The following is a 24,941-nucleotide window of genomic DNA, read 5'->3' on the forward strand; positions in this document are numbered from 1 at the left end:
CGTGTTCGCGCTTGTCGTATATGGTTCTCCCCCGCGCGAAAAGCCGGGGGAGCCAGGTTCGGGCCCTGAAAAGGCACCGGGCCGGCAATGCGGCCCGGCACGCTTGCATCAGGCCATGTGCAGCTTGACGTACTCGAAGTCGCCCGGCTTGTTGTCGATGCCAACCTTCGGCGCCGCGATCCAGCTGGCGAACTTGCCAGGCTCGGTCACCGGCTTCATCAGCGACTGGATGTAGTCGCCATCGGCCTTGGACGGCAGCCACTCGTCGCGGCGGCTGTCCCATTCCTCGCGGCTGATCACCAGGCCTTCCGGCGAGACCGGCGCGCCCGAGAACGTGCCGATGTGGCGATGGAAGGCTTCGTGCGGCAGCGCCAGCTCGAAATCGATGTTGTGCTTGCGGATGATCTGGTTCCAGCGGCGCACGCCACCGCGCGCATCCTCGGTGTAGTCGTCGCGAAGGCGCATGTTGATCGCCGAGATCGCGTTGACGTCGCGGACCGTGATCTGCTTGCCGTCGAATTCCGCCACCGGGTAGGTCGCGTCCTTCAGCCGGTGATCGTCTTCCAGCTTGTTCTCGCGGTAGCGGCCCTTCAGACCCCAGTTGAAGGAATTGGCCGCGTTGGTCGACACTTCCGAGCCGAACAGATCGAGCGACAGCGTGTAGTGAAGGTTCAGCTTCTTCTGGATGGTCGGCAGGTCGATGACGCCGAGCGCACGGATCTTGTCGATGTCGTAGGGATCGACAATGCCGGCCTCGTTCATCATCTCGCAGGTCTTCTGGATCGTGCGCCCCACGCCCGTCTCGCCGACGAACATGTGGTGCGCTTCTTCCGTCAGCATGAAGCGGCAGGTTCGGCTCAGCGGATCGAAACCGGACTGCGCCAGGCTCTCAAGCTGCATCTTGCCGTCACGGTCGGTGAAGTAGGTGAACATGAAGAACGACAGCCAGTCCGGCGTTTCCTCGTTGAAGGCGCCCAGCATGCGCGGGGCCTCTTCCGAGCCCGACTGGCGGCGCAGCAGGTCGTCGGCTTCCTCGCGGCCGTCGGCACCGAAATACTTGTGCAGCAGGTAGACCATCGCCCACAGGTGCCGGCCTTCCTCGACGTTGACCTGGAACAGGTTGCGCATGTCGTAGAGCGACGGCGCGGTCTTGCCGAGGAAGCGCTGCTGCTCGACGGAGGCCGGCTCGGTGTCGCCCTGGATGACGATCAGGCGGCGCAGCAGCGCGCGATACTCGCCCGGCACTTCCTGCCAGGCCGGCTCGCCGTAGTGCTCGCCGCAGGGGATGATGCGGTTCTCGACCTGCGGCGCCAGCAGCACGCCCCAGCGGTATTCCGGCATCTTCACGTAGTCGAACTTGGCCCAGCCCTGCGGGTCGACCGAGACCGCGGTGCGCAGGTAGACGAGGCTCTTCTGGAAATTTTCCGGGATCAGGTCGTTCCACCAGTTGATATAGCCCGGATGCCACTTCTCCAGCGCTTTGAGCACGCGCCTGTCGCTGGAGAGGCCGACGTTGTTCGGGATCAGCGTGTCGTAGGACACATTCATCGTATCTGCCATTGTTCACTCCCGTTCGTTCATGACGTTTCGGTTCCCGGTATGCGGGAAGTCCGGGCGCGCTCCCGCGCCCGGCAAAGCTGGAACTCCGCGTCAGACGCGGCGCATGTCGTAATTGCCGCGCTGGCCGGTGCCGTAGCGCTGCAGTGCGCCTTCCGGACCCACGGCGTTGGGACGCTGGAACACCCAGTTCTGCCAGGCGGTCAGCCGGCCGAAGATACGCGTTTCCATCGTCTCCGGCCCGGCGAAGCGCAGGTTGGCTTCCATGGCCGTCATCGCGTCGGGCGAGAAGGAGGCCCGCTCTTCCAGGAAGATGCGGACTTCGTCTTCCCAGTCGATATCGTCGAAGGCGAAGGTCACCAGGCCCAGATCGGAGGCCTGTTCGGCTTCCATTGCCTCGCCGATATGGTCCTTCGCCTCGTCCACCTTCTCCGGCTCGCCCAGGAAGCGGGTCTGCAGCCGCGTCAGGTCGTTCGACATCGGGTAACGTCCGAAGTTGGCGTCGCTCAGGCGGATCGTCGCCACCGGGCGGTTGTCCCCCTCGAATTCGCCATCGGCCATGTAGGAACGGTCCACGGCGAACAGGATTTCGGCCAGCGTGCCGGCGAAGCAGGAACCGGGCTCGACCAGCGCCACCAGCGACCGCGACGTCAGGTCCAGCCGCTTCAGCACGCGCTTCCAGTAGAGCGCGATCTCGCGGGCGAACCAGTCAGAGCCGGCGTTGTCGAGCACGACCTTCTCGTGCGCCATCACGCGGTCCGCGTCGCCCTGGGTGCGGATGACCAGCACGCCGGTCTCCAGTTCGTTGATGCGCAGGTGCAGGATGGCGTCATCCAGTTCGCGCGCACAGCGCAGCATCCAGCCTTCGGCGCCCGCGGCATGCAGTGCGGCCGCATCGGCCGGCGCATCCTGGTCGGGCCCTGAAATGGTCATCGTCGCCACCCGCTTGTCGCGATCGATCGACACCTCGACCGTAGTGTAGGACAGCGAACCGTCGTCGTGGATCGTGCGCTTGAGCGGCGTCAGCCTGACACCCTTGGCGTCGGACGGACGGTCGGACTTGGCCGCAAACGCGCGGGCCCGTTCGGCCACGGCGTCGTCGAACTTCGAATTGGCGACGACCTCGTCGACGAGACGCCAGTCCTTGGCCTTCTTGCCGCGCACGCCCTCCTCGATGGAGCAGAATACGTCGGCGAGATCGCGGCGGACCTTGCGCTTGTCGGTCACGCGGGTCAGGCCGCCGGTGCCGGGCAACACCGCCAGCAACGGCACTTCCGGCAGCGCCACCGACGACGATCCGTCATCGGTCAGCATGATGTAGTCGCAGGCCAGCGCCAGTTCGTAGCCGCCGCCGGCGCAGGCGCCCTTGACCGCGGCGATGTAGTACTGGCCGCTTTCCGCGCCCGCCGCCTCGAAGGTGTTGCGCGTCTCGTTGGTGAACTTGCAGAAATTGACCTTGTGCGCATGGGCCGCACCGCCGAGCATGCGGATGTTGGCGCCGGCGCAGAAGACACGGTCCTTGCCGGACTGCATCACCACGACCTTGACCTCGGGATGCTCGAAGCGCAGCCTCTGCACCGCGTCGGCCAGTTCGATGTCGACACCGAGGTCGTAGGAATTCAGCTTGAGCTGGTAACCCTCGAAGAGGGTTGCATCCTCGTTGACGTCCATGATCAGGCGCGCGACGTCGCCGTCGATCTCGATGCGCCAGTGCTTGTAGGTTTCCGGGTTCGTCTGGAAATCGATGATCTTTGCCATCGCGGCATCCCTCCGCTGTTCTGATTGATCGTCAACATAATGCACTTTACTGCATAAATCCAGCCTCCATTTGCGAAATCTCGATTTTTCATAATTTCATACGCAAAATCAGATCGTTAAACTGCCAATGAGCCCAATCTCGTGGTGCAGTATAATGCATTGTTTCCAGGCATGAACAAATCTGCCAGCGTCTTTTTCGCTGGACAACCGCCATCCCTGCCGGCCGATCGGATGGTTTGCCTATGTTATTATAATGGGTGATGATTTATGGTCGCCGCCGCAGGAAAGGTGACAGGATGAGCCAGGAAGCGATTCGGGAAAAACGGGATGCGGCGCGGGCGGAAGATGTGGTTCCGCCGCTGGATACGATCATCGGATACAAGCTCCGGCGTGCCCAGTTGGCCGTGTTCCAGGATTTCGCCGAGAGCTTCGCCCGGATGAAGCTCCGCCCTGCGGAATTCTCCGCCCTCGCCCTGATCGCGCGCCAGCCCGGCAGCAAGCAGTCGGAGATCGCCGAGGCCCTCGGTGTCAAGCCGGCCAACCTCGTCGCCCTGATGGACGGGCTGGAAAAACGCGGCCTGGCCGAACGGCGCAAGACCGATACGGACCGCCGCTCCTACTCGCTCTACCTGACAGCGAAGGGCGAGAAATTCGTGCTTTCCATGGCCTCCGTCTGGCGCGACCATGAAAACCGCATGATCGAGCGCCTCGGCGGCGAAGGCGAAAGCCGCCGCTTTATCGAGATGCTGGAAAAGGTGGCGGGTTAAAGCGTTTCCAGCGAAAGTGGACACCGGTTTCGCGTCCGGAATTGCGCACGGCAAGAACCAGCCCTCCAATGGCAGCGGGTACCGGTGCTGCATCTGCGGGCCGGAATGGCTCCGGCTCAGGCCCCTGCCCGCTCCGCGCTGCCGGCTTCGGCCTCCGCTTCCGCCAGTTCCCGCTCCAGCCGCGCCTGCTCCGCCGCCTTGGGCGATGAGAACCGCGCCAAAAGCAGGTAGGCCACCGGGGTGACGAAGAGCGTCGCCAGCGTCGCCAGCCCCAGACCGCCGACGATGACCCAGCCGAGCGCAATGCGCGCCTCGGCCCCTGCCCCGGAGGCCAGAACGAGCGGCACGCCGCCGAGCACGGTCGAGATCATCGTCATCATCACCGGACGCAACCGGCGCACCGCGGCCTGGCGCGCCGCCTCCGCGACGCCGAGCCCGCGGTCGCGAAGCTGGTTGGCGAACTCGACGATCAGGATGCCGTTCTTGGCCATGATGCCGACCAGCAGCACCAGCCCGACCTGCGAATAGACATTCAGGCTCGTCCCGGTCAGTGCCATGGCGAAGATGGCGCAGGCCAGTCCCAGCGGCACCGTCAGGATGATGATGAAGGCGGAGACGAAGCTCTCGAACTGGGCGGCCAGCACCAGCAGCACGACGATGATGGCGAAGGCGAAGACCAGGCCGATGGAACTCGTCGTCTCCTTCAGCGTGGCTGCCTCGGCGAGCGGAACCAGCCGGGCGCCGGGCGGCAGCAGCGGCGTGGCGATCTCGGTGAAGCGGCCCATGGCGTCGGCCAGCGCGAAATCGGGCGCCAGGCTGGCCGTGATCGAGACGGCGCGCAGCTTTTGCTCGCGGTCGAGCGACGGCGCCACCGGGCGCTCTTCCAGCGTCGACACGGTCGAGATCGGCACGGTGCGTCCGTCCGACGTCTGCACGAAGATGTTCTCCAGGTCGGTCGGATCGTTGACCGGGTTGGAGGTCGACAGGAGCTTGATGTCCACGGCCCGGTCGTTGAGGAAGACCGACCCGATCGCCCGTCCGTCGAGCATCGACTGGATGACCGCCGCCAGGCCGGAAATGTCGACGCCGAGGTCGGACGCCCGCTCGCGGTTGACCTGGATGGACAGCTGCGGCTGCGTGGTTTCATAGGACAGGCGCACCCGCCCGAAACGGGGATCCTTCTCGAGTTCCTGCATCACCTTGTCGGCGGCCGTCGCCAGGTCCTCGTACTTCTCGCCTGCGATCGCCATCTGCAGCCCGTTGCCGGCGCCCCGGATACCGAGCGAATTGGGCTGGATCGCGAACGCCCGCACCCCGACCACCTGGCTGGCCAGCCGGTTCATCTCCGACACGATCTCCTGCTGCGAGCGGGTCCGCTCTTCCCACGGCGCCAGCGTCAGCACCATGAAGCCGCTGTTGGCCTGGCCCCGCCGTCCGGCGATGGAAAAGATGTTGGTCACCTCGCCCGAGGCCTTGTACGGCTCGGCCAGGGCTTCCAGCTTCCGGATCTGGCTCGCCGTGTAGTCCAGGCTGACGCCTTGCGGCGCCGAAACGGAGAAGATGACGATGGACCGGTCTTCCGGCGGCGTCAGTTCCTGGCGCAGCGTGGTGAAGGTCACCACGGAAGCGCCCGCGATCAGGACCGCTGCCACGATCACCAGCAGCGGCACCTTCAGGCAGACCTCCAGCATGCCGGCGTAAAGCGTTGTCATCAGGCAGCCGAGGCGGCCGATCAGGCTCGGCCGCGCATCGGCATCCGTTGCCCGCGGCTGGCCGGTCAGGAAGCGCGAGGCCAGCATCGGGCAAAGTGAAAGCGCGACCACCGACGAGAGCATCACTGAAAGCGCGAGCGTGAAGCCGAACTCGCGGAACAGGCCGCCCGCCTTGCCCGGCAGGAACGAGATCGGGATGAACACGGCCGCCAGCGTGGCCGTAGTCGTGACGACCGCGAAAAACACCTCCCGCGTTCCGATCACGGCAGCCGCACGCGCCGTCATGCCTTCATTGCGCCGCGTGACGATGTTTTCCAGGACGACAATGGCGTCATCCACCACCATGCCCGTCGCCAGCACCAGCGCCAGCAACGTCAGGATGTTGATCGAGAAACCGGCCATCCAGATGCCGGCCACGGCGCCGACCAGCGCGACCGGGATCGTCAGCGCCGGCACCAGCGTCGCCCGGATGTTCAGCAGGAACAGGAAGATGACGGCAATGACGATGCCAATGGCCAGGGCCAGCGAGCGCACCACCTCGTTGATCGCGCCCGAAATGAACGTTGCGTCGTCGGATGTGACACGGACCGTCACGCCGGCCGGCACGATGGTCCGGATCTCCTCGACCGCCGCGCGCACGCCCTTGGAAATGTCCAGCGTGTTCGAGCCGGCCTGCCGGATGATGCCGAGGCCGACACCATTGGCGCCGTTGGCGCGCAGCGAACTGTCACCCGGGTTCGGGCCGAGCGAGACGCTGGCGACATCGCCGATGCGCACCCGGTCCTTGATCAGGATGGATTCGAATTCCTCCTTCGTGGCCACGGTCGCGGTCGCGCGCACCACGAGATCCTGGCTCGACGATGTCAGCGATCCTGCCGGCGCGTCGAAGGCCGCCGTGGACAGCGCCCGCGCCAGGTCGGCCACCGTCAGGCCGCGGCTCGCCAGCTTGATCTGGTCCACGTCGATCCGGAAGATCTCGTCGCGGTCGCCGTAGACCTGGACATCCGCCACGCCCGGAACAGCCGTAAGCCGTTCCACGATGTCGTTTTCCACCAGCAGCGTGAGTTGCTGGACAGTCAGCCGGTCCGAGGTGACCGCGATGCGCATCACCGCCTGGGCGTTGCTGTCCGCCTTCACGATGATCGGGTTGTCCGCATCGCTTGGCAGGTCCCGGGATATCCGGTTGATGGCGTCGCGCAGGTCGGAGGCCGCCGTGTCGAGGTCCGTCGCCTCGGTGAATTCCACCGTCACGTTGGATCGCCCGAAGGTGGACGAGGACGAGATCGACCGCACGCCCGGCACCCGTCCGGCAGCCCCCTCGATGCGCGCCGTCAGCTCGCGGTCGATGGTTTCGGGCGCCGCCCCGGTGAAATCGGTCCGCACCGTGATCACCGGGTTGTCGGTTTCCGGCAGTTCGCGGATTTCCGCGCCGAAAAGGGCCGCCAGCCCGGCGACCACGATCAACAGGTTGACGACGATGGCCAGCACCGGCCGCCGCACGAAAAGCGCGGCAATGTCGTTGGTCCTGCCCTTGTGATGACCGTCAGCTTGCATCGGAGACCTGCGGTCTTGCGCCGCCTTCCTTGCCGTCGGCGCCGATGACGCGGATGGCGGCGCCGGGCCGCAGCGATTGCAGTCCCTCGGTGATGATGAGGTCGCCTTCCTTCACCGCCCCGTCCACCAGCACGCTGTCGCTGTTGCGCTGGATGATCGTGACCGGAACCTGCTCCGCCTTCCCGTCCGAGGCCCGCCAGACATGGGCTCCGGCCGAGCTCCACTGGATGGCGAGCGGATCGACGGCCGGCCAGCTCTGGCCTGGGAAACGCATTTCGACGCGGAACGACATGCCCGGCCGCAGCCGGTCATCCGGGTTCTCGATCAGCGCGCGCACCTGGATGGTACGGCTGGCGCGGTCGATGCGGCTGCCCGTCGCCTGCACCTTGCCCTCGAAGGTCTCGCCGGGCAGCGACACGGCATGGGCCACCAGCGGCTGGCCGACCGAGATGATCGGCGCAAACTTTTCCGGCAGCCAGAAGTCGACGAGGATCGACGAGCGGTCGTCCAGCGTCGCGATCTCGGTCTGCGTTGTCACGTAGTCGCCCGCCTCGACGGGAACGATCCCCGCCCGGCCAGCGATCGGCGCAACGATGCTGCGCTTTTCCAGGTCCACCTTGGCCTCGCGCAGGGCGAGTTCGGCCGTATCCCGGGCATTGCGGGCGGTATCCACCTGGGTCTGGGATGCGGTCCGGCTCTGGAACAGCTTCTCGACCCGCTCCAGCGCCTCGTTGGCGGTTTTCAGCGCCAGCATGGCCCGGTCGCGGGCGATGGCTTCGCTGCCGGAGTCGAGCCGGGCAATCACGGTCCCGGCCTCCACCTTCTGCCCAGGCTGCAGGTTGACCTCGGTCAGCATGCCGGAGGCCAGCGGCACCACGGTCACCGAGCGCAGCGCCTCGCCGTCGCCGATGGCCGTCACCCGGTCGTTGATCTGCGCCGTGGTGACCGGCTGCACGACCACGGAGGCCTCGCGCGCGCCGAAGCCGCCGCGCTGCCGCCCGTCGCCCTTGCCTTTGCCTTTGCCCTTGCCGGCGTCTGCCGTTCCCGGTGCCTGCGCATCCTGACCCGTCAGCAGTGCCACGGTCGAGGGTTTCAGCCCCAACTTGGCCAACTGCTCGCCGGCGCCCGGCACCAGCCGGGAATATCCCAGACCGACCGCGGCCAACAGGATGAGCGTGAGGAGAACCTGTTTCCAGAATGCCATTCAGTTTTCCGATCGGCCCGCGGGCCGGGCACCAGCCAGACCACCTTCGCGCAGTTTGCCGGAATATGTGGGCCGCATTCGGGCACTTGGCAAGAGATTTAACCCCCTCCGACACGGCGAATGGTTAAGGCGCCTCGTTGCGGGCAAGCCAGCCGGCGAAGGCGGATGCGGCAAGCCGCGCGATCATCGCCATATCCGCGGCCGGCGTGATGACGCGACCGGGCGGGAAGCCGCGCGCCGCAACGATCCGGCTCATGTCGTCGGCACCATGCAGGCCATGGCCGGCAAACAGGCTGACCAGTGCATCGCTTGGCTCGAGTTGCGTGAGGGCCTCGGCAACGAACGGTGCCTCTTCCAGGTAGGCGCAGGAGACCGGCACCCCGAGATGGCCGGCGAGATCGGCTGCAAAAGCCTCCGTTGCCCGTCGCGACCGGTCGTCCTTGGTCGAGCCGTGCGCGGCCACCAGGACCCGGTCGGGCCGCCCGTCGTCGAGGACGCGGAGATGGTCGGCGCAGGCGGCGGCAAAGGCCGGGTCGGTACCGAGTGCCGGAAGAAAGGCCGCTTTGACGCCGGCGGCCTGAAGCCGGGCCGGCAGCGCTTCTCGAACGAAATAGCCCTCGCTCATGAACACCGGGTAGACAACCACCTGCCGGTCCGCCTCGCCGCGGACAGCCTGTTCCAGCGATGGCAGGCCGGAAAGGACGCCGCATCGCACGGCCCCGGTCGAGCCGGCGGCCGCGGCGACCAGCCGGCAGATCTCCCGCAGCCGCGCGTTGTCGCCCTGCCCGCCCCGCTCGCCATGGGCGGCAAGCAGAAGCAGCGGGGCATTCACGGGCACGGGTCTATGCCCGCAGAAATCGCAAGGATCGCTCATCGGCGCAATGGATCAGGCCCGGCGCCGCGCCGCAAGCCCCGGTTCCGCCTCTCGGCGTTGCGCCATCACGCGAAGGTCAGGTGCACCTTGACCGAGCGGGTCCGGTCTCCGGCCGCCTCGAAGGCTTCCAGCGCACGGTCCAGCGGGTAGCTGCCGGTAATGATCGGTTTGACGTTGATGGCGCCGCTGTCGATCAGCCGCACCGCTTCGGCGAATTCGGGGTGGAACCGGTGCGTGCCCTTGAGCGAGATTTCCTTCGAGACGATGAGGTTGAGCGGGATGACGACATCGCCCGTCACGCCCACCTGGACGATCGTGCCCTTGGGTCGCACCGTGGTGATGGCCGTCCGCAGCGCAGCCGGTGCGGCCGAACATTCGAAGGCCACGTCGAAATGGCCCTTGTCGGCGGTGAAGGCCTCCATCGTGGCGGCATCGCTTCCCACGTTGACCGTCCGCGTCGCGCCCATCTGGCGCGCCACGTCCAGCGTGGCATCCTGCAGGTCGGTCACCACGACTTCCACCGCGCCGCGCTGGCGCGCCACCGCCGCGCACAGCGAACCGATCGGGCCCGCGCCGGTCACCAGCACGCGGGCGCCCTGCAGGTCGCCGGCCTGGTTGGCGGCATGAACGCAGACGGCAAGCGGCTCCGAACAGGCGGCCTCGGCAATCGTCCTGCCTTCGCCGACCGCCTCGCACTGGACGGCTTCGGCGATGATGCGATCGCGGAACCCGCCCTGCTCATGCGGGAAACGCATCGCCGACCCGTAGAAGCGCATGTTCAGGCAATGGTTGAACTGGCTGATCTCGCAATACTTGCAATGGCCGCAGGGGCGGCTGGGATTGAGCGCGACGCGGTCTCCAGCCTTCACGTTGGTCACACCGGATCCGACATCGACGATGGTGCCGGCGACCTCGTGGCCAAGGATGATCGGCTCTTTCACCCGGATCGGGCCGAAGCCCCCGTCGTGGTAATAGTGCAGGTCCGAGCCGCAGATGCCCCCGGCACCGATGGCGACCAGCACCTGGCCCGGTCCGGGTGCGCCGACGGTGTCCGTCTCGATCCGGATGTCATGCTTGTCGTAGAGGCGGCAGACGCGAGTTTCCATTTTCAGATCCTAATCCAGAAGGACGGAGGGAAGCCAGGTGGCGATGGCCGGCACGTAGGAGACCAGCAACAGCACGAGGATATTCGTCAGAAGGAATGGCGCAATGGCCTTGACCACCGGCGTGAGCGGCAGCCGCGCGATGTTGGCGCAGATGAACAGGCACACGCCGACCGGCGGCGTGGTCAGGCCGATCATCAGGTTCAGCACCGCGAAAGTGGCGAAGTGCAGCGGGTCGATGCCCACGCCCTGCGCCAGCGTCAGCAGCGGCACGAACAGGATGATGAGCGCCGCGATGGTTTCCATGAACATGCCGACGAACAGCAGCAGCAGGTTGATCAGCAGGATCACGACATACTTGTTGTCCGTTACCGCCAGGACTCCCGATGCCACGGCCTGGGGAATGCGTTCGGACACCAGGATCCAGCCGAAGACATTGGCAAATCCGACCAGCGCGAGGATGGCCGCAGATGAGACCGCGCTGTCGATGATGATCTTCGGAACCATTTTCAGCGGCAGCTCGCGATAGACGAAGCATCCGACCACGAAGGCATAGACGCTGGCCACCACCGCCGTTTCGGTCGGCGTCGCAAGACCGCTCATCAGGCCGCCGATGATCAGCGCCGTCATGAAGATCGCCCAGAAGGCGCCCATGAAGGAGCGGCCGAGTTCGCCAACACCCTGCCAGGGCTGGCGCGGGAAGCCCTTGCGCACGGCGATGATATAGGTCGTCACCATCATCGCCAACCCCATCAACACGCCGGGAACGGCGCCCGCCAGGAACATCTTGCCCACCGATATCCCCGACAGCGCGCCGACGATGATCATCGGCACCGACGGCGGAATGATCGGCCCGACAGTGGACGAGGCAGCCGTCACAGCGGCCGAGAAATCAGCAGGATAACCCGCCTTCTTCATGCCCGGGATCATCATGCCGCCGATCGATGCGGCATCGGCCACCGCCGTGCCGGAAATGCCGCCGAACAGCATCGAGCCGGCAACGTTGGTCAGGCCGAGGCCACCGCGCGCCCAGCCGACCAGTGCATTGGCGAAACGGATGATCCGCTCCGTGATGCCGCCGGAATTCATCAGGTTGCCGGCCAGGATGAAGCCGGGAATGCACAGCAGCACGAAAACGTCCATGCCCGCGTACATTTTCTGCGGCATGACGACGAGCGGAATGCCGGCGGTCAGCAGGTAGGCCGCCGAAGCGAGACCCAGGGTCACGGCGACCGGAATGCCGATCAGCAGGCCGGCGATGAAGACGCCGATGAGGATGGCGAGGCTCATGCTTGGTCACCGGTCATGTGGGCCGGACGCCCGTCCGAGCGGCCAAGCAGCATTTCGATGGCCCGCGCCAGCGAGAAGACGGCGAGCGAGACGAGCAGGACGAGCATCGTGACGTGCAGGAAATCCATCCGCCAGCCAAGCGCCGGCGAGGTCTGCATCACCCCGATGGACGTGTATTTCAGCGCCGGTCCGATCAGCGCCAGGCTGAGCGCGGCGGTCGCGGCGGCAGCAACGAACCGCAGCCGTTTCGGCCAGGCGCCGGGCAGCGATTCACAGACGAGGTCGACATTGACGAGATCGCCGTTGCGGAACGAAAGCCCGACCCCGAAGGCAGCGAGGTAGAGCAGCGCGAAACGCGTCAGTTCCTCCGTCCAGACCGGCGAATCGCCGATCAGCCGGCCGGCAATCTGGATCAGGACCGCGACCATCAGCACGGCAAAGGCAATGCCCGTGGCAAGACGGCTGAACCAGACAAGAAGCGAGACGATGCGCTGCATGGCAGACCCCGGTCAGGCAGGAACGGAAAAAGGGCGGCGCCGGACATCGAGCACGGCGCCGCCCCGGCAGGCTGTCAGTTCGAGAACAGGCCTTCCACGATCGGCTTGATCTCGTCGTTGACGTTCTTCAGCACCGCTTCCTTGGCTTTCGCCTGGAAGGCCGCGCCGTCCACCTCGACGAAGGTCATGCCCTTGCCCTCGAGGAAGGCGCGGTCTTCGGCCAGTGACTTGTTGAACAGGTCACGCTCGTAGGCCTGGGCGATCTTCGCCGCCTCCATCACCGCGTCCTGGTCTTCCTTGGACAGCTTGTTCCAGGTGCTTTCGGCAATCGTCAGGTAGATCCAGGAACGCACGTGCTCGGTCATGTTCACGTATTTCTGCACCTCGTAGAAGTTGGCCGAGCGGATCAGCGCCAGCGGGTTCTCCTGCGATTCGATCGTGCCGTTCTGCAGCGAGGTGAAGACCTCCGAGAAAGCCATCGGGCCGGGGTTGGCGCCCAGTGCCTTCCAGACGTCGACGAACAGCGGCACGTTCGGCACGCGCATCTTCAGGCCGTTCAGGTCGTCGGGCGACTTGATCGGGCGGTTGGAGGTCAGGTCGCGCGGGCCACGGGCGAAATAGGCGATCGGGCGGATCTGCACCTTCTCGATGATCTGCTGCTTGATCTTGTCGCCGATCTCGCCGGAAGCCACCTCGTCCATGTGCTCGATGGACTTGTAGGCATACGGGACAGCCAGAAGCGCCGCCATCGGCGCCCAGTTCTGCAGGCTCTCGCCGGTGATCGTCATGTCGACGGTGCCAAGCTGCATGCCGTTGATGAGATCGATTTCCTTGCCGAGCGACTCGTTGGGATAGACCTCGACCTCGATGCGCCCATCGGTCAGGCGCTTCAGTTCCTCGCCGAACTTGAGCGAGGCAAGGTGCCAGGGGTTCTGCTCATTGGCCAGGTGGCCGAGCTTGAGCGTCATGTCGGCCGCCATGGCCGTGCCGGCCAGCATGCCCGCGGCAATGGCCGCGAGGACGGTTTTTCCGAGGGTTTTCAGCATGGTCTCCTCCTTTGCTGACAGGATGGGTTGCAGGGGTTCAGATGGCGGTTCAGGATTGAACCGCTTCTTCGAAGTACTCGGGCCGGCTGCCGGCGATGGCCGGCAGATCGTTCAGGATTTCGCGCAGGTGGGCGCGCATGGCCCGTTCCGCGGCATCCGGGTTCTGACCGGAAATGCCGTCAACGATGGCGGTGTGCTGCTCGACGAGCTTGTCCATGGGAAAGCGCTGGGCGGAGAGATGGCGCACGCGGTCCATCTGCGCCTTGACACCCTCCACCACGTTCCAGGCATAGGCCTTGCCTGCGCCATCGGCGAGCGCGCGGTGGAACCGTTCGTCCAGTTCGATGAAGCGCAGCCAGTCGCCGGCGCCCGCGGCCTTTGCCTGCGCCGCCAGCAACCCGCGCAATTCCTCTTCCAGGCCCGAAACCGGGGCCTGCGCCAGCTGGCGCACGATGTCGGCCTCGATGGCCTCGCGCACGAAGCGCGCATCCATCACCGAGGGAACCGCGATCTTGCGGACGAACGTGCCCCGCTGCGGCCGGATTTCCAGCAGGCCCTCTTCGGCGAGCTTGATGAAGGCTTCCCGCACGGGCTGGCGGCTGACGGCATAGTCGCCGGCGATTTCGGTCTCTGAAATGCGCGTGCCCGGCTCCAGCTCGGAGCGGATGATCCGCTCGCGCAACAGGCGGTAGACCTGCGGGCCGACGGCCGCGCCCGTGTCCAACTGTCTGTGCAGCGGTTGCTGGATGGTCATTGCGCTGAATTCCTCCTGCAATACCGGCTACACCATACTTCCATACTAGTCAACACGAACGGAGACTGGTATGCAGAACGGACCGGGCATGCGGCGGACCGCATCGACTGGTGCAAGCGAGGAGAGCGTGATGAAGCAGACGTGGCGTTGGTTTGGACCCAGGGATCTCGTGTCGGTGGACGACATGATGCAGGCCGGGGTCGAAGGGGTCGTCACGGCGCTTCATCACGTCCCCACCGGCGCGGTCTGGTCACCGGAAGAGATCGCCCGCCGGCAGGAGGAGATCGCCCGGATGTCCGACGGTGCAGGTTCCGGCCTGACCTGGGAGGTCGCCGAAAGCCTGCCGGTGTCCGAGGACATCAAGAAGCAGCAGGGCGACTGGCGCGAGCACATCGCGAACTACAAGGAAAGCCTGCACAATCTCGCCGCTGCCGGTGTCGAGACGATCTGCTACAATTTCATGCCGGTGCTCGACTGGACACGCACGGACCTCAACTGGCGCCTGCCCTCGGGCGCCACCTGCATGCGCTTCGACTACATCGATTTCGCCGCCTTCGACATTCATGTCCTCAGGCGCGAAAACGCAACGTTCGACTTTCCGGAAGACGTCGTGGAAGAGGCCGCCCGCCGCCATGCGGCCATGAACGAGGACGATCGCCAGGCCCTCGCCCGCAACGTCGTCTTCGGCCTGCCCGGCGCGGCCGAGCACTTCACGCTCGACGACGTCCGCCGCCATATCGGCGAATATGCCGACATATCGCCGGACCGCCTGCGCAGCCATTTCATCGATTTCCTCTCCGAGGTCGCACCGGTGGCCGAAGACCTGGGGCTGCGGCTGTGCTGCCACCCGGACGATCCGCCCTTCGACCTGCTCGGCCTGCCCCGGGTCATGTCCACCGAGGCCGACTACGCCGCGATCATGGACGCTGTGGATACGCCGGCCAACGGCATCACGCTTTGCACCGGCTCGCTCGGCGCCCGTCCCGACAACGATCTGCCCGGCATGATGCAGCGGCTTGGCCACCGGGTCCATTTCCTGCATCTGCGCAACGTCAAGCGCGATACCGCGGCGCTGCGCGGGTCGTTCTACGAGGCCGAACACCTTGGCGGCGACACCGACATGGTGGCCGTGCTGGCCGCCGCGCTCGCCGAGGAACAACGCCGCAAGGCGCAAGGCCGTGCCGACTGGTCCATTCCCATGCGCCCGGACCACGGCCAGGACATCCTCGACGACCTGAAGCGCAAGGCCCAGCCGGGCTACCCGGCCATCGGGCGCCTGAAGGGGCTGGCGGAACTGCGCGGCATCATGGCCGCCCTCTCCCATCCCGCGCTCGGGCGGCCGGCATGAGCGCCAGGCGCCTGACGACGCTGGCCGACGTCACCGGTCCGGCCGCCCTGCCGGGCTACGACCCGGCGGCCCACGGTTGCGGCATCGTGCATCTCGGTGCCGGCGCCTTTCACCGCGCCCACCAGGCCGTCTGCACCGACGACGCGCTGGCACGCTCCGGCGGCGACTGGCGCATCGTCGGGGTCAGCCTTCGCGGCACCGGGGTCGCCGATGCCCTGAACCCGCAGAACGGCCTCTACACGCTGATCGAGCGCGGCGCCGAGGGCACCCGCGCACGCGTCCTCGCCAGCATCGACCGCGTGGTGGCCGCCTCGCGCGACCGCACCGCGCTGCTCGCCGCCATGACCGATCCGCGAACCCGCATCGTCTCGCTCACCGTCACCGAGAAGGCCTATGGCATCGACCGGACCGCCATGGATGCCGACGCCGGGCATCCGGCCGTCGCGGCGGACCTGCTGCATCCGCACGCACCGCAGGGCGTGCTGGGCCTGATCGTCGAAGGCCTGCGGCTGCGTCGCATCGCCGGCACCCCGCCGTTCACCGTGCTATGCTGTGACAACCTGCCCGACAACGGCGCCCTGCTCGCAGCCGGTGTGGTCGGCTTTGCGCGGCGGATCGACCCGGACCTTGCCGAATGGATCGCCGGCAACGTCGCCTTTCCCTCGTCCATGGTCGACCGCATCACCCCGGCCGCGACAGACGAAACCCGCGCCGAGGCCGGCCGACAGACCGGCTGCGACGATCACGGCGCCATCGAGACGGAAGCTTTCACCCAGTGGGTGATCGAGGACCGTTTTCCCGCAGGCCGTCCCGACTGGGAAGCCGGCGGCGCACTCTTCGTTGCCGACGTGAAGCCCTACGAGCAGATGAAACTGCGCATGCTGAACGGCGCTCATTCCATGCTCGCCTATGCCGGCTTCCTGTCGGGCCACGTCCATGTCCGCGACGTCATGGGCAACGCGGCTCTTGTCAAGCTCATCGAACGCCACATGCGCGCGGCGGCTGCCACGCTGCCGCCGCTGCAAGGCATCGACCTCGAGACCTATCGCGCCGACCTGCTCGCCCGCTTCGGAAATCCGGCGATTGCTCACCAGACGTTCCAGATCGCCATGGACGGCACGGAGAAGCTGCCGCAGCGCATTCTCGGCCCGGCCGCCGAAACGCTGGCGACCGGCGGCAATCTTCGCCCCTTCGCCTTCGCCGTGGCCGCGTGGATGCGCTATTGCTTGGGACGCGGAGAAGACGGCACGTCCTATGCCCTGCGCGATCCCCGCGAGGCCGGGATAGCATCCGCTGTCGACGGCAAGGCCACGGCGGAGGGGATCAGCGCGGCGCTGCACGCGCTTCCCGGCCTGTTCCCGCAGCCCCTCTCCACCGACCCGTCCTGGCGGGCCGCGGTGACCGATGCGCTGGCAACCATGCTGCGCGTCGGCATGGCGGCCGCCATCGACCGAGAGGCCGGCACGCTTTCCTGACCAGCTGTTCGCAAGGAACCGGATCCATGACCGATCGCCGTTTCAACCGCGCCGACCTTCTTAGCCTCGCCCGTAACCTGCTGTCGGCAGGCGGCATGGCCGCCGAAAAGGCCGGTATCGTGGCCGAATTGCTGGTGCGAACCGACGAGATCGGCGTCACCACCCATGGCATTTCCATGGTGCCATACTACCTGCCGGAACTGAAAAGCGGCGCCATGCGCACCGACGGCACCCATGAAATCGTCCGCGACACCGGCGTCACCATGGTCTGGGACGGAGCCTACCTGCCGGGTCACTGGCTGATGAACCAGGCGATCGAAGCCGCCATGCCGCGTGCCCGCGACCATGGCATGGCCTCCATCGCCATTCGCCGCAGCCATCACATCGGCTGCCTGTCGACGCTGACCCGCATGGCCGCCGACGAGGGCCTGGTCTGCATGATCATGACGTCAGATCCCTCCGGCCGCTGGGTCGCGCCCTATGGCGGGACCGATCCCGTACTGACGCCCAACCCCTGGGCCATCGGCTATCCCGGCGGCGATCATCCGGTGCTGATCGACACCTGCGCCTCCATCACCACCGTGTCCAAGGTGCGCGAACACATCAATTCCGGCACCCGGTTCGAGCATCCCTGGATGCTCGACGGCCAGGGGCACGCGACCACCGATCCGGCGGTCGTCAACAAGGTCCCGAAAGGCACCATCCTGCCCGTGGGCGGCATGGACCACGGCCACAAGGGCTTCGCCATGGCGCTGATGGTCGAGATGTTCACCCAGGCGCTGGCCGGGCATGGCCGCGCCGAACACCCGACGCAATGGGGCGCCAACGTCTTCCTGCAGGTCATCGACCCGGCGGCCTTCGCGGGCGCAGACGCCTTCGTTTCCCAGGTCGAGACGCTCAACGACGCCTGCCGCGCCAGCCGTCCGGCGCAAGGGTTTTCCGGCGTTCGCATTCCGGGCGACCGTGCGGCCGCAAGCCTGGCGGCCACCGCCCGCAGCGGCGTGCGCGTGCCGGATGAGGTCTGGACCCGCGTATCGGCCAGCGCCGCCGACCTCGCCATTCCCCTGCCGGCGCCACTGGCAGCCTGATTCGCCGCAAACGGCGATACATGCATCCCGTCGCGCCGACCGAAGCATGTCCGCGCGACGTTGCATTGCGCCAGCGCCCTGTCTTCGTGATCTTGTGCAAGTCCCGAAGCGAAACCGGTTCCCAGGTCCGCAGGATTTGCTCTAGGGTCGAAACCTGATGGGAAGGCGGCCGGCGACTCGTTCGGCGGCCGCAACGGCCACGTTCCTGCTGGTCGTTCCCGCCCTCGTGTTCCAGTTCAGGATCGTGACCGGCCCGGAGCCGGTGGAGTGAGACGCTGATGTCCCAATCGTTCGGTTTCGCAGACACCATGAACCCCGCCATCCGCAAGGGCGCGCCCGCGCGGGATGCCGTTCCGGACAAGGACTGGTGGCGCGGTGCGGTGATCTACCAGATCTACCCGCGCTCTTACCAGGACAGCAATGGCGACGGAATCGGCGACCTGACCGGCATTCGCCAGCGTCTGGGCCACATTGCCGAACTCGGCGCCGACGCCATCTGGATTTCCCCCTTCTTCGCCTCGCCGATGAAGGATTTCGGCTACGACGTCTCCGATTACACCGCCGTCGATCCGATGTTCGGCAGCATCGAGGATTTCCAGGCGCTGGTGGAGGACGCCCATGCACTCGGCCTGAAGGTCATGATCGACCAGGTCCTGTCGCACACCTCCGACCGTCATCCCTGGTTCATCGAAAGCCGTTCCAGCCGCCACAATGCCAGGTCCGACTGGTATGTCTGGGCCGACCCCAAGCCGGACGGCACGCCGCCCAACAACTGGCTCGCCATTTTCGGCGGCAGCGCCTGGCAATGGGATACGACCAGGTGCCAGTATTACCTGCACAATTTCCTCGACAGCCAGCCCGACCTCAACTTCCACAATCGCGACGTCCAGGACGCGCTGCTGGACACGGTCCGGTTCTGGCTCGATCTCGGCGTCGACGGTTTCCGCCTCGACACCATCAATTTCTATTTCCATTCGCAGGGGCTTGAGGACAACCCGGCGCTCCCGCCCGAGGAACGCGACGATTCCACGGCCCCCTCGGTCAATCCGTACAATTTCCAGAACCACGTCCACGACAAGAGCCAGCCGGAAAACATCGCGTTCCTGGAGCGCTTCCGTGCCCTGCTCGATGAATATCCGGCCGCCACTGCCGTCGGCGAAGTGGGCGACGCCCAGCGCGGCCAGGAACTCATGGCCGCCTACACTGCGGGCGAGCGCCGGGTGCACATGTGCTATTCCTTCGAATTCCTGTCGAGCACCCTGCCCTCGCCGGCCCATATCGGCGCGGTGGTGACGGATTTCTTCGACGCGGCCCCGGATGGCTGGCCCTGCTGGGCCTTCTCCAACCACGACGTGGAACGCCATGCCAGCCGCTGGACCTCGGACCTGCCGGAACCGATGCGCCTGGCGCGGCAGAAACTGCTCGCCGGCGTGCTGCTCACGCTGCGCGGCTCAGCCTGCCTTTACCAGGGAGAGGAACTGGGACTGCCCGAGGCGGACCTGTCGTTCGAGGACCTGCAGGATCCCTACGGCATCCGCTTCTGGCCCAAGTTCAAGGGCCGCGACGGTTGCCGCACGCCGATGGTATGGACCGCCCAAGGGGCGAACGGCGGTTTTTCCACAGCCGCGCGGCCATGGTTGCCGGTCCCTGCGGACCATCTTCCGCTCGCCGTCTCCGAACAGGCCGGAAGGCCGGACAGCCTGCTGGAATTCTATCGTCACCTGCTCGCCTTCAGGCGCGATCACCCGGCCCTGGCGAAAGGCGGCTTCACGGTCCTGGATCTCGGGCCGGAACTGCTCGCCTTCCGGCGCGATCTCGACGCCGAAAGCCTGCTCTGCGTCTTCAATTTCGCCACCGCACGCACGGCCGTCGACCTTCCGGGAAGCATGACGGCCCGGAGCCTGGACGGGCACGGCTTTGGCGGCACGCTGCACGCAAACACGCTGACGATTGACGGGCTTGACGGCTGGGTCGGCAGGCTGGACGCCTGACCGGTCCCGGAGCAGGCGACATCCGGGGCGGGCGGAGCGGGCACCGCCCCGGACCATGGGCGGACGTCAGCGATCGCCGCCCGGATCATCGAAGTTGAACTTGTAGGCGCCGTAGAGAAGCACTGCCACGAAACAGGACCCGATGCCGACGACGATGAGTTCGAGCAAAGCCATGATCTTGCACTCCCTGTCGGTCAGGCGGTTGCACTGCCGCTGAGGCGCGCCTCGACGGCCGCAATGCGTTCCCGCACCTTCAGCCTCAGTTTCTTCAGGGCCTGGATGCGCAGGCTGTCTGGCAGCGGGCGCTTTTCCTCGTGCTGGATCTTGGCTTCCAGGATCGAGTGGCGGGACCACAGGGCACTCAGGTGATTCAGCATGGACAGGACCTCCGTTTCCAGTTTGCAGCAGGACGAAGGTGGGAATGCTTGCTTGATAGAACCAATTCATTGTCTATATCCTACCGATAGCTTCTTGTTATCGGATGGCCATGCGCTTTCGCCCCTCATCCCGCCAGCTTGAATATCTCGTCGCCTTGGCGGAGCTGCGCCATTTCGGCCGCGCCGCGCGACGCTGTTCCGTGTCCCAGCCCACCTTGTCCGTCCAGCTCCAGCAGATGGAGGATCGCCTTGGCACGCGCCTGATCGAACGCACACCCGGCGCCGTGGCATTGACGCCCGCCGGTGAAAAGGCGGTTGCATTGGCCCGCCAGGCCCTGGCCGCCCTGGACGAAATGGCGGCCATCGCCTCCGGCGGGGAAGCGGCCCTTGGCGGGCGCCTGCGACTCGGCGCTGCGCCCACGTTCGGGCCCTATTTCCTGCCGCACCTTCTGCCGGTCCTGCATGCGCGCTATCCGGCGCTGGAGATTTTCATCCGCGAGGAACGGCCGCACCTGCTGGAGGAGGCGATCGTCGATGGCGAAATCGACTGCGCCATCGGTCCGGAACCACGGCGCGGCGACCGCTTCACCTTTTCACGCCTGATGGACGAGGACCTGTTTCTCGGCCTTCCGGCGAGCCATCCGCTTGCGAAGGAAGCCAGCGTTCCCGTTGCCGCCCTGGTGGCGGAACGCATGATGACGCTGGGGCGCGGTCATCGCCTCAACGAATCGGTACGCGCGCTCGCCGGCCAGGCAGGCACGCCGCTGCGCGAGGATTACGAGGGCACGAGCCTGGATGCCCTGCGCCAGATGGTCTCGATCGGCATGGGCGTGACCCTCTTCCCGGCGCTCTATGCCGCGTCGGAGTTCGCCAGGCACGACGACGTGGTCCTGCGCCGCCTCGCCGGCCGGCGCCTGACCCGCACGGTCGGCCTGTTCTGGCGGCGCGGCACCCTGCGCCAGCACCATTTCGATACCCTGGCAGCGCTTTCCGCCGACGTCGCGGCCGGGCTGGAACTGCCCGGGGGCAAGCCCTGACGGCCGCGATGTCCGCGGGCAGGTCATCTCAGAATGTCTGTGCCGCGGCCACCGCCCGCTTCCAGGCCGCGTATTTCTGCTCCCGGGCCTGGACGTCCATCACCGGTTCGAAGCGGCGTTCCAACGCCCAGGTCGCGGAGAATTCCTCCTGTGCCGGGTAGACGCCGGCCCTCTGGCCGGCGAGCCATGCCGCGCCAAGCGCCGTCGTTTCCAGCACGGCCGGCCGGTCGACCGGGGCTCCGAGAATGTCGGCGAGAAACTGCATTGCCCAGTCCGAGGCGCTCATTCCCCCATCGACCCTCAGCACAGCCTCTCCCGACGCCGAGACCCAGTCCGCCCGCATCGCTTCCAGCAGGTCCCGGGTCTGGAAACCGACGCTTTCCAGCGCGGCGCGGGCAAACTCTTCCGGCCCGGTGTTGCGCGTGATGCCGAAGACCGCGCCGCGGCATTCCGCGTTCCAGTAGGGGGCGCCAAGACCCGTGAAGGCCGGCACCATGACCACGCTTTGCGTCTCGTCCGCCTTCTCGGCCAGCGGATGCGTCTCGGCGGCATGGCGGATGATCTTCAACCCGTCGCGCAGCCACTGCACCACCGCTCCGGCGATGAAGATCGAGCCTTCCAGCGCATAGGTCGGCCTGCCGTCGAGCTGGTAGGCAATCGTGGTCAGCAGCCGGTTGTTGGAGCGCACCGGCGCATCGCCGGTGTTGAGCAGCGCGAAACAACCCGTGCCATAGGTGGACTTCATCATGCCCGGCGCGAAACAGGCCTGCCCGATGGTGGCCGCCTGCTGGTCGCCGGCCACGCCCAGAATGGGGATTTCGCGGCCGAACAGGTCGGCCCGCGTCATGCCGAAATCGGCGGCGCAGTCCTTCACCTCCGGAAGCATGGCCATCGGCACGTCGAACAGGTCGCAGAGCGCCTGGCTCCAGGCGCCCTCGCCGATGTCGTAGAGCATAGTCCGCGCCGCATTGGTGGCATCGGTGGCATGCACCGCGCCACCGGTCAGCTTCCAGATCAGCCAGGTATCGACCGTGCCGAACAGCAGGTCGCCGGCCTTTGCCTTCGCGCGCGCTCCGTCGACGGTGTCGAGCAGCCACTTCAGCTTGGTCGCGGAAAAATAGGGGTCGAGAAGAAGGCCGGTCAGCCGTGTCACGGTGTCCTCGTGGCCCGCCGCCTTCATGGCCTGGCAGGTCTCGGCGGTTCGCCGGTCCTGCCAGACGATCGCATTGTGAATGGGCTCGCCGGTGTGCCGGTCCCACACCAGCGTCGTCTCGCGCTGGTTCGTGATTCCGATGGCGGCGATTTCCTGCGCCGTGATCCCGGCCCGCTCGATGGCGCCGCGGCAGGTCGCCGCCGTGGTCGTCCAGATGTCGCCGGGGTCATGCTCCACCCAGCCGGAGCGCGGGAAGATCTGCGGAAACTCCTCCTGGGCCACGGCAACCGGCTTCAGGCCGGCATCGAAGAGGATGGCCCGGCTCGAGGTCGTTCCCTGGTCGATGGCGAGGATATGGGTCATGGATCGAAGCCCCCGAAGCAATTCAGCGAATGCGGACACGGGTTTCGCGCCCGGAATGGCATGTGAAACGATGCGGTGGCGCATCGCGGCGATTCAACGAGGAGCGGCCCTGCCCCGGTGGAATCGGAACCGTGAGTGTGGCGAAGACAGTGATGATGGGCAAGGTGATGGCCGGGGCGCAAACCGCCCCGGCCGGTCGGCAGTGTCTTACTTCTGCCAGGACTTGATCAGCTCGTCGTAGGAGACCGTGACGCCCTGCGGCTTCTCGTTCTCCACCTTGGCCTTCGGCGCACCCGGCTGGCTCAGCCAGTACTCCGGATCCTTCTCCTCGTTCAGCTTCGGACCGAGGTCACCCTGGACGCCGGCGCGCTCGAGGCGGGAAAGCACCTTTTCCTGGGCTTCGCAGAGCGAATCCAGTGCTTCCTGCGGGCTCTTGGCACCCGACATGGCGTCGCCGATGTTCTGCCACCACAGCTGCGCCAGCTTCGGATAGTCCGGCACGTTGGTGCCCGTCGGCGACCACTGCACGCGGGCCGGCGACCGGTAGAACTCAACGAGGCCGCCAAGCTCCGGCGCCCGGTCGGTGAACGACTTGTCCTGGATGGTGGATTCGCGGATGAAGGTCAGGCCGACATGGCTCTTCTTCACGTCCACCGTCTTCGAGGTCACGAACTGGGCGTAAAGCCAGGCCGCCTTGGCGCGGTCCACCGGGGTCGACTTCATCAGCGTCCACGAACCGGCATCCTGGTAGCCGATCTTGGTGCCTTCCGACCAGTAGACGCCGTGCGGGCTGGGAGCCATGCGCCACTTCGGCGTGCCGTCTTCGTTCATCACCGGCAGGCCCTTCTTGACCATGTCGGCGGTGAACGCCGTGTACCAGAACATCTGCTGGGCGATCTCGCCCTGGGCAGGAACCGGACCGGCCTCGGAGAAGGTCATGCCGGCAGCGGCGGGCGGCGAGTACTTGTCCAGCCACTCGATCGCCTTCTTGACCGCGTAGACGGCCGCCGGCGAATTGGTCGCGCCGCCACGGGCCACGCACGAGCCGACCGGCTGCGACTTCTCGTTGACGCGGATGCCCCACTCGTCGACCGGCAGGCCGTTCGGCTCACCCTTGTCGCCCATGCCGGCCATCGACATCCAGGCATCGGTGTAGCGCCATCCGAGCGACGGGTCCTTCTTGCCGTAGTCCATGTTGCCGTAGACCTTCGACGGACCGCCGGCATAGGACATGTCGCGCCCCGTGAAGAACTCGGCGATGTCCTCGTAGGCGGACCAGTTCACCGGCACGCCGAGGTCATAGCCGTACTTGGCCTTGAAATCGGCCTTGGTCTTCTCGTCGTTGAACCAGTCGTAGCGGAACCAGTAGAGGTTGGCGAACTGCTGGTCGGGCAGCTGGTAGAGCTTGCCGTCCGGTCCGGTGGTGAAGCTGGTGCCGATGAAGTCGGCGATGTCGAGACCAGGGTTGGTGACGTCCTTGCCCTCACCGGCCATCCAGTCGGTCAGGTTGCGGGCCTGCTGGTAGCGCCAGTGCGTGCCGATTAGGTCGGAGTCGTTGATGTAGCCGTCGTAGATGTTCTCGCCCGACTGCATCTGCGTCTGCAGCTTCTCCACCACGTCGCCTTCGCCGATCAGGTCATGCGTGACCTTGATGCCGGTGATCGCGGTAAAGGCCGGGGCAAGCACCTTGGATTCATATTCGTGCGTCGTGATGGTTTCCGAAACCACCTTGATCTCCATGCCCTGGAAAGGCTGCGCGGCATCGACGAACCACTGCATTTCCTTTTCCTGGTCAGCGCGCGACAGCGTCGACAGGTCGCCGACCTCCTTGTCGAGGAAGGCCTTGGCTTCGTCCATGCCGGCAAAGGCCGGTCCGGACGCCAGGGCGGCCAGCAGGGCCAGCGCCGTTGTGGTTTTCAGGTTCAGCTTCATGTGATCCTCCCGAGGTTTGTGAAGCGTTGTGAAGGTGGCCCGCCCGGCGTTCTTCCCGCGC

General features: G+C 66.2%; 19 protein-coding genes. 6 read left to right on the forward strand and 13 right to left on the reverse strand.

The features are described from left to right. Window positions 1-108 precede the first annotated feature (108 nt). Together boxB and boxC are read right to left on the reverse strand one after the other, a co-directional pair. Window positions 109-1,548, reverse strand: coding sequence for a benzoyl-CoA 2,3-epoxidase subunit BoxB (gene boxB, locus CSC94_RS08215; protein ID WP_205853261.1), 1,440 nt, complete (start codon window positions 1,546-1,548; stop codon window positions 109-111). A gap of 102 nt (window positions 1,549-1,650) precedes the next feature. Beyond that, the gene (gene boxC, locus CSC94_RS08220; protein WP_099305764.1) at window positions 1,651-3,315 is read right to left on the reverse strand and encodes a 2,3-epoxybenzoyl-CoA dihydrolase; all 1,665 of its coding nucleotides are present in this window, start codon (window positions 3,313-3,315) and stop codon (window positions 1,651-1,653) included. Window positions 3,316-3,611: 296 nt separating this feature from the next. On the opposite strand from boxC, the gene CSC94_RS08225 reads away from it, so the two are divergent. Next, the gene (locus tag CSC94_RS08225) at window positions 3,612-4,082 is read left to right on the forward strand and encodes a MarR family winged helix-turn-helix transcriptional regulator (protein ID WP_099305766.1); all 471 of its coding nucleotides are present in this window, start codon (window positions 3,612-3,614) and stop codon (window positions 4,080-4,082) included. 116 nt (window positions 4,083-4,198) lie between these two features. Here the strand turns inward: CSC94_RS08225 and CSC94_RS08230 are convergent, their stop codons facing one another. The 8 genes from CSC94_RS08230 to CSC94_RS08265 form a co-directional block, all read right to left on the reverse strand. Continuing rightward, window positions 4,199-7,348 (reverse strand): efflux RND transporter permease subunit, encoded by a 3,150-nt coding sequence (locus CSC94_RS08230; protein WP_099305768.1) that lies wholly within the window; start codon window positions 7,346-7,348, stop codon window positions 4,199-4,201. Continuing rightward, the gene (locus tag CSC94_RS08235; RefSeq protein WP_099305770.1) at window positions 7,338-8,552 is read right to left on the reverse strand and encodes an efflux RND transporter periplasmic adaptor subunit; all 1,215 of its coding nucleotides are present in this window, start codon (window positions 8,550-8,552) and stop codon (window positions 7,338-7,340) included. The genes CSC94_RS08230 and CSC94_RS08235 overlap by 11 nt, the downstream gene beginning before the upstream one ends. A 124-nt stretch (window positions 8,553-8,676) precedes the next feature. Further along, entirely contained in the window at window positions 8,677-9,390 is a 714-nt protein-coding gene (locus CSC94_RS08240; RefSeq protein ID WP_165784365.1) for a sirohydrochlorin chelatase, read from the reverse strand. A 101-nt stretch (window positions 9,391-9,491) separates the two neighbouring features. After that, a complete protein-coding gene (locus tag CSC94_RS08245; RefSeq protein WP_099305774.1) occupies window positions 9,492-10,532 on the reverse strand; it encodes an L-idonate 5-dehydrogenase in 1,041 nt (346 codons plus the stop codon). Between the two features lie 9 nt (window positions 10,533-10,541). Beyond that, the gene (locus tag CSC94_RS08250; protein ID WP_099305776.1) at window positions 10,542-11,819 is read right to left on the reverse strand and encodes a TRAP transporter large permease; all 1,278 of its coding nucleotides are present in this window, start codon (window positions 11,817-11,819) and stop codon (window positions 10,542-10,544) included. Then, window positions 11,816-12,316: a TRAP transporter small permease gene (locus CSC94_RS08255; RefSeq protein WP_099305778.1), complete on the reverse strand. Its 501-nt coding sequence runs from the start codon at window positions 12,314-12,316 to the stop codon at window positions 11,816-11,818. Before CSC94_RS08255 ends, CSC94_RS08250 begins: the two co-directional genes overlap by 4 nt. A gap of 74 nt (window positions 12,317-12,390) precedes the next feature. Further along, on the reverse strand, window positions 12,391-13,362 hold the full coding sequence (locus CSC94_RS08260) for a TRAP transporter substrate-binding protein (protein WP_099305780.1): 972 nt from the start codon (window positions 13,360-13,362) through the stop codon (window positions 12,391-12,393). A gap of 49 nt (window positions 13,363-13,411) precedes the next feature. Continuing rightward, on the reverse strand, window positions 13,412-14,116 hold the full coding sequence (locus CSC94_RS08265; protein WP_099305782.1) for a GntR family transcriptional regulator: 705 nt from the start codon (window positions 14,114-14,116) through the stop codon (window positions 13,412-13,414). Between the two features lie 130 nt (window positions 14,117-14,246). On the opposite strand from CSC94_RS08265, the gene uxuA reads away from it, so the two are divergent. The 4 genes from uxuA (at window position 14,247) to bglA (ending at window position 20,018) form a co-directional block, all read left to right on the forward strand. Next, window positions 14,247-15,464 (forward strand): mannonate dehydratase, encoded by a 1,218-nt coding sequence (gene uxuA, locus CSC94_RS08270; protein ID WP_099305982.1) that lies wholly within the window; start codon window positions 14,247-14,249, stop codon window positions 15,462-15,464. Next, a complete protein-coding gene (locus tag CSC94_RS08275; protein WP_099305784.1) occupies window positions 15,461-16,939 on the forward strand; it encodes a mannitol dehydrogenase family protein in 1,479 nt (492 codons plus the stop codon). Before uxuA ends, CSC94_RS08275 begins: the two co-directional genes overlap by 4 nt. A gap of 26 nt (window positions 16,940-16,965) precedes the next feature. Next, on the forward strand, window positions 16,966-18,027 hold the full coding sequence (locus tag CSC94_RS08280; protein ID WP_099305786.1) for an Ldh family oxidoreductase: 1,062 nt from the start codon (window positions 16,966-16,968) through the stop codon (window positions 18,025-18,027). 308 nt (window positions 18,028-18,335) lie between these two features. After that, a complete protein-coding gene (gene bglA / locus CSC94_RS08285; protein ID WP_099305983.1) occupies window positions 18,336-20,018 on the forward strand; it encodes a beta-galactosidase BglA in 1,683 nt (560 codons plus the stop codon). 194 nt (window positions 20,019-20,212) lie between these two features. On the opposite strand, the gene CSC94_RS08290 is transcribed toward bglA, so the two are convergent. After that, window positions 20,213-20,395 carry a DUF465 domain-containing protein gene (locus CSC94_RS08290; RefSeq protein WP_165784366.1) on the reverse strand — a complete coding sequence of 61 codons (183 nt, stop codon included), beginning with the start codon at window positions 20,393-20,395 and terminating at the stop codon, window positions 20,213-20,215. A 110-nt stretch (window positions 20,396-20,505) separates the two neighbouring features. Between CSC94_RS08290 and CSC94_RS08295 the strand changes: the two genes are divergently transcribed. Then, window positions 20,506-21,432, forward strand: coding sequence for a hydrogen peroxide-inducible genes activator (locus tag CSC94_RS08295; RefSeq protein WP_099305985.1), 927 nt, complete (start codon window positions 20,506-20,508; stop codon window positions 21,430-21,432). 28 nt (window positions 21,433-21,460) lie between these two features. On the opposite strand, the gene glpK is transcribed toward CSC94_RS08295, so the two are convergent. Both glpK and CSC94_RS08305 read right to left on the reverse strand, forming a co-directional pair. Next, on the reverse strand, window positions 21,461-22,948 hold the full coding sequence (glpK, locus tag CSC94_RS08300) for a glycerol kinase GlpK (protein WP_099305788.1): 1,488 nt from the start codon (window positions 22,946-22,948) through the stop codon (window positions 21,461-21,463). A 207-nt stretch (window positions 22,949-23,155) separates the two neighbouring features. Continuing rightward, a complete protein-coding gene (locus CSC94_RS08305; protein WP_205853249.1) occupies window positions 23,156-24,880 on the reverse strand; it encodes an ABC transporter substrate-binding protein in 1,725 nt (574 codons plus the stop codon). Window positions 24,881-24,941: the final 61 nt, after the last annotated feature.

This window comes from Zhengella mangrovi (assembly GCF_002727065.1).
GTDB classification, from domain to species: Bacteria; Pseudomonadota; Alphaproteobacteria; order Rhizobiales; family Rhizobiaceae; genus Zhengella; species Zhengella mangrovi.

Bases quoted from the DNA above. Each gene is read 5' to 3' on its own strand.
- CSC94_RS08225 (WP_099305766.1), top strand. From the start codon at position 3,612: ATGAGCCAGGAAGCGATTCGGGAAAAACGGGATGCGGCGCGGGCGGAA.
- CSC94_RS08280 (WP_099305786.1), top strand. From the start codon at position 16,966: ATGACCGATCGCCGTTTCAACCGCGCCGACCTTCTTAGCCTCGCCCGT.
- CSC94_RS08230 (WP_099305768.1), bottom strand. From the start codon at position 7,348: ATGCAAGCTGACGGTCATCACAAGGGCAGGACCAACGACATTGCCGCG.
- CSC94_RS08245 (WP_099305774.1), bottom strand. From the start codon at position 10,532: ATGGAAACTCGCGTCTGCCGCCTCTACGACAAGCATGACATCCGGATC.
- CSC94_RS08295 (WP_099305985.1), top strand. From the start codon at position 20,506: ATGCGCTTTCGCCCCTCATCCCGCCAGCTTGAATATCTCGTCGCCTTG.
- CSC94_RS08250 (WP_099305776.1), bottom strand. From the start codon at position 11,819: ATGAGCCTCGCCATCCTCATCGGCGTCTTCATCGCCGGCCTGCTGATC.
- CSC94_RS08305 (WP_205853249.1), bottom strand. From the start codon at position 24,880: ATGAAGCTGAACCTGAAAACCACAACGGCGCTGGCCCTGCTGGCCGCC.
- bglA (WP_099305983.1), top strand. From the start codon at position 18,336: ATGAACCCCGCCATCCGCAAGGGCGCGCCCGCGCGGGATGCCGTTCCG.
- glpK (WP_099305788.1), bottom strand. From the start codon at position 22,948: ATGACCCATATCCTCGCCATCGACCAGGGAACGACCTCGAGCCGGGCC.
- boxB (WP_205853261.1), bottom strand. From the start codon at position 1,548: ATGAATGTGTCCTACGACACGCTGATCCCGAACAACGTCGGCCTCTCC.
- CSC94_RS08255 (WP_099305778.1), bottom strand. From the start codon at position 12,316: ATGCAGCGCATCGTCTCGCTTCTTGTCTGGTTCAGCCGTCTTGCCACG.
- boxC (WP_099305764.1), bottom strand. From the start codon at position 3,315: ATGGCAAAGATCATCGATTTCCAGACGAACCCGGAAACCTACAAGCAC.
- CSC94_RS08275 (WP_099305784.1), top strand. From the start codon at position 15,461: ATGAGCGCCAGGCGCCTGACGACGCTGGCCGACGTCACCGGTCCGGCC.
- CSC94_RS08265 (WP_099305782.1), bottom strand. From the start codon at position 14,116: ATGACCATCCAGCAACCGCTGCACAGACAGTTGGACACGGGCGCGGCC.
- CSC94_RS08290 (WP_165784366.1), bottom strand. From the start codon at position 20,395: ATGCTGAATCACCTGAGTGCCCTGTGGTCCCGCCACTCGATCCTGGAA.
- CSC94_RS08260 (WP_099305780.1), bottom strand. From the start codon at position 13,362: ATGCTGAAAACCCTCGGAAAAACCGTCCTCGCGGCCATTGCCGCGGGC.
- CSC94_RS08235 (WP_099305770.1), bottom strand. From the start codon at position 8,552: ATGGCATTCTGGAAACAGGTTCTCCTCACGCTCATCCTGTTGGCCGCG.
- uxuA (WP_099305982.1), top strand. From the start codon at position 14,247: ATGAAGCAGACGTGGCGTTGGTTTGGACCCAGGGATCTCGTGTCGGTG.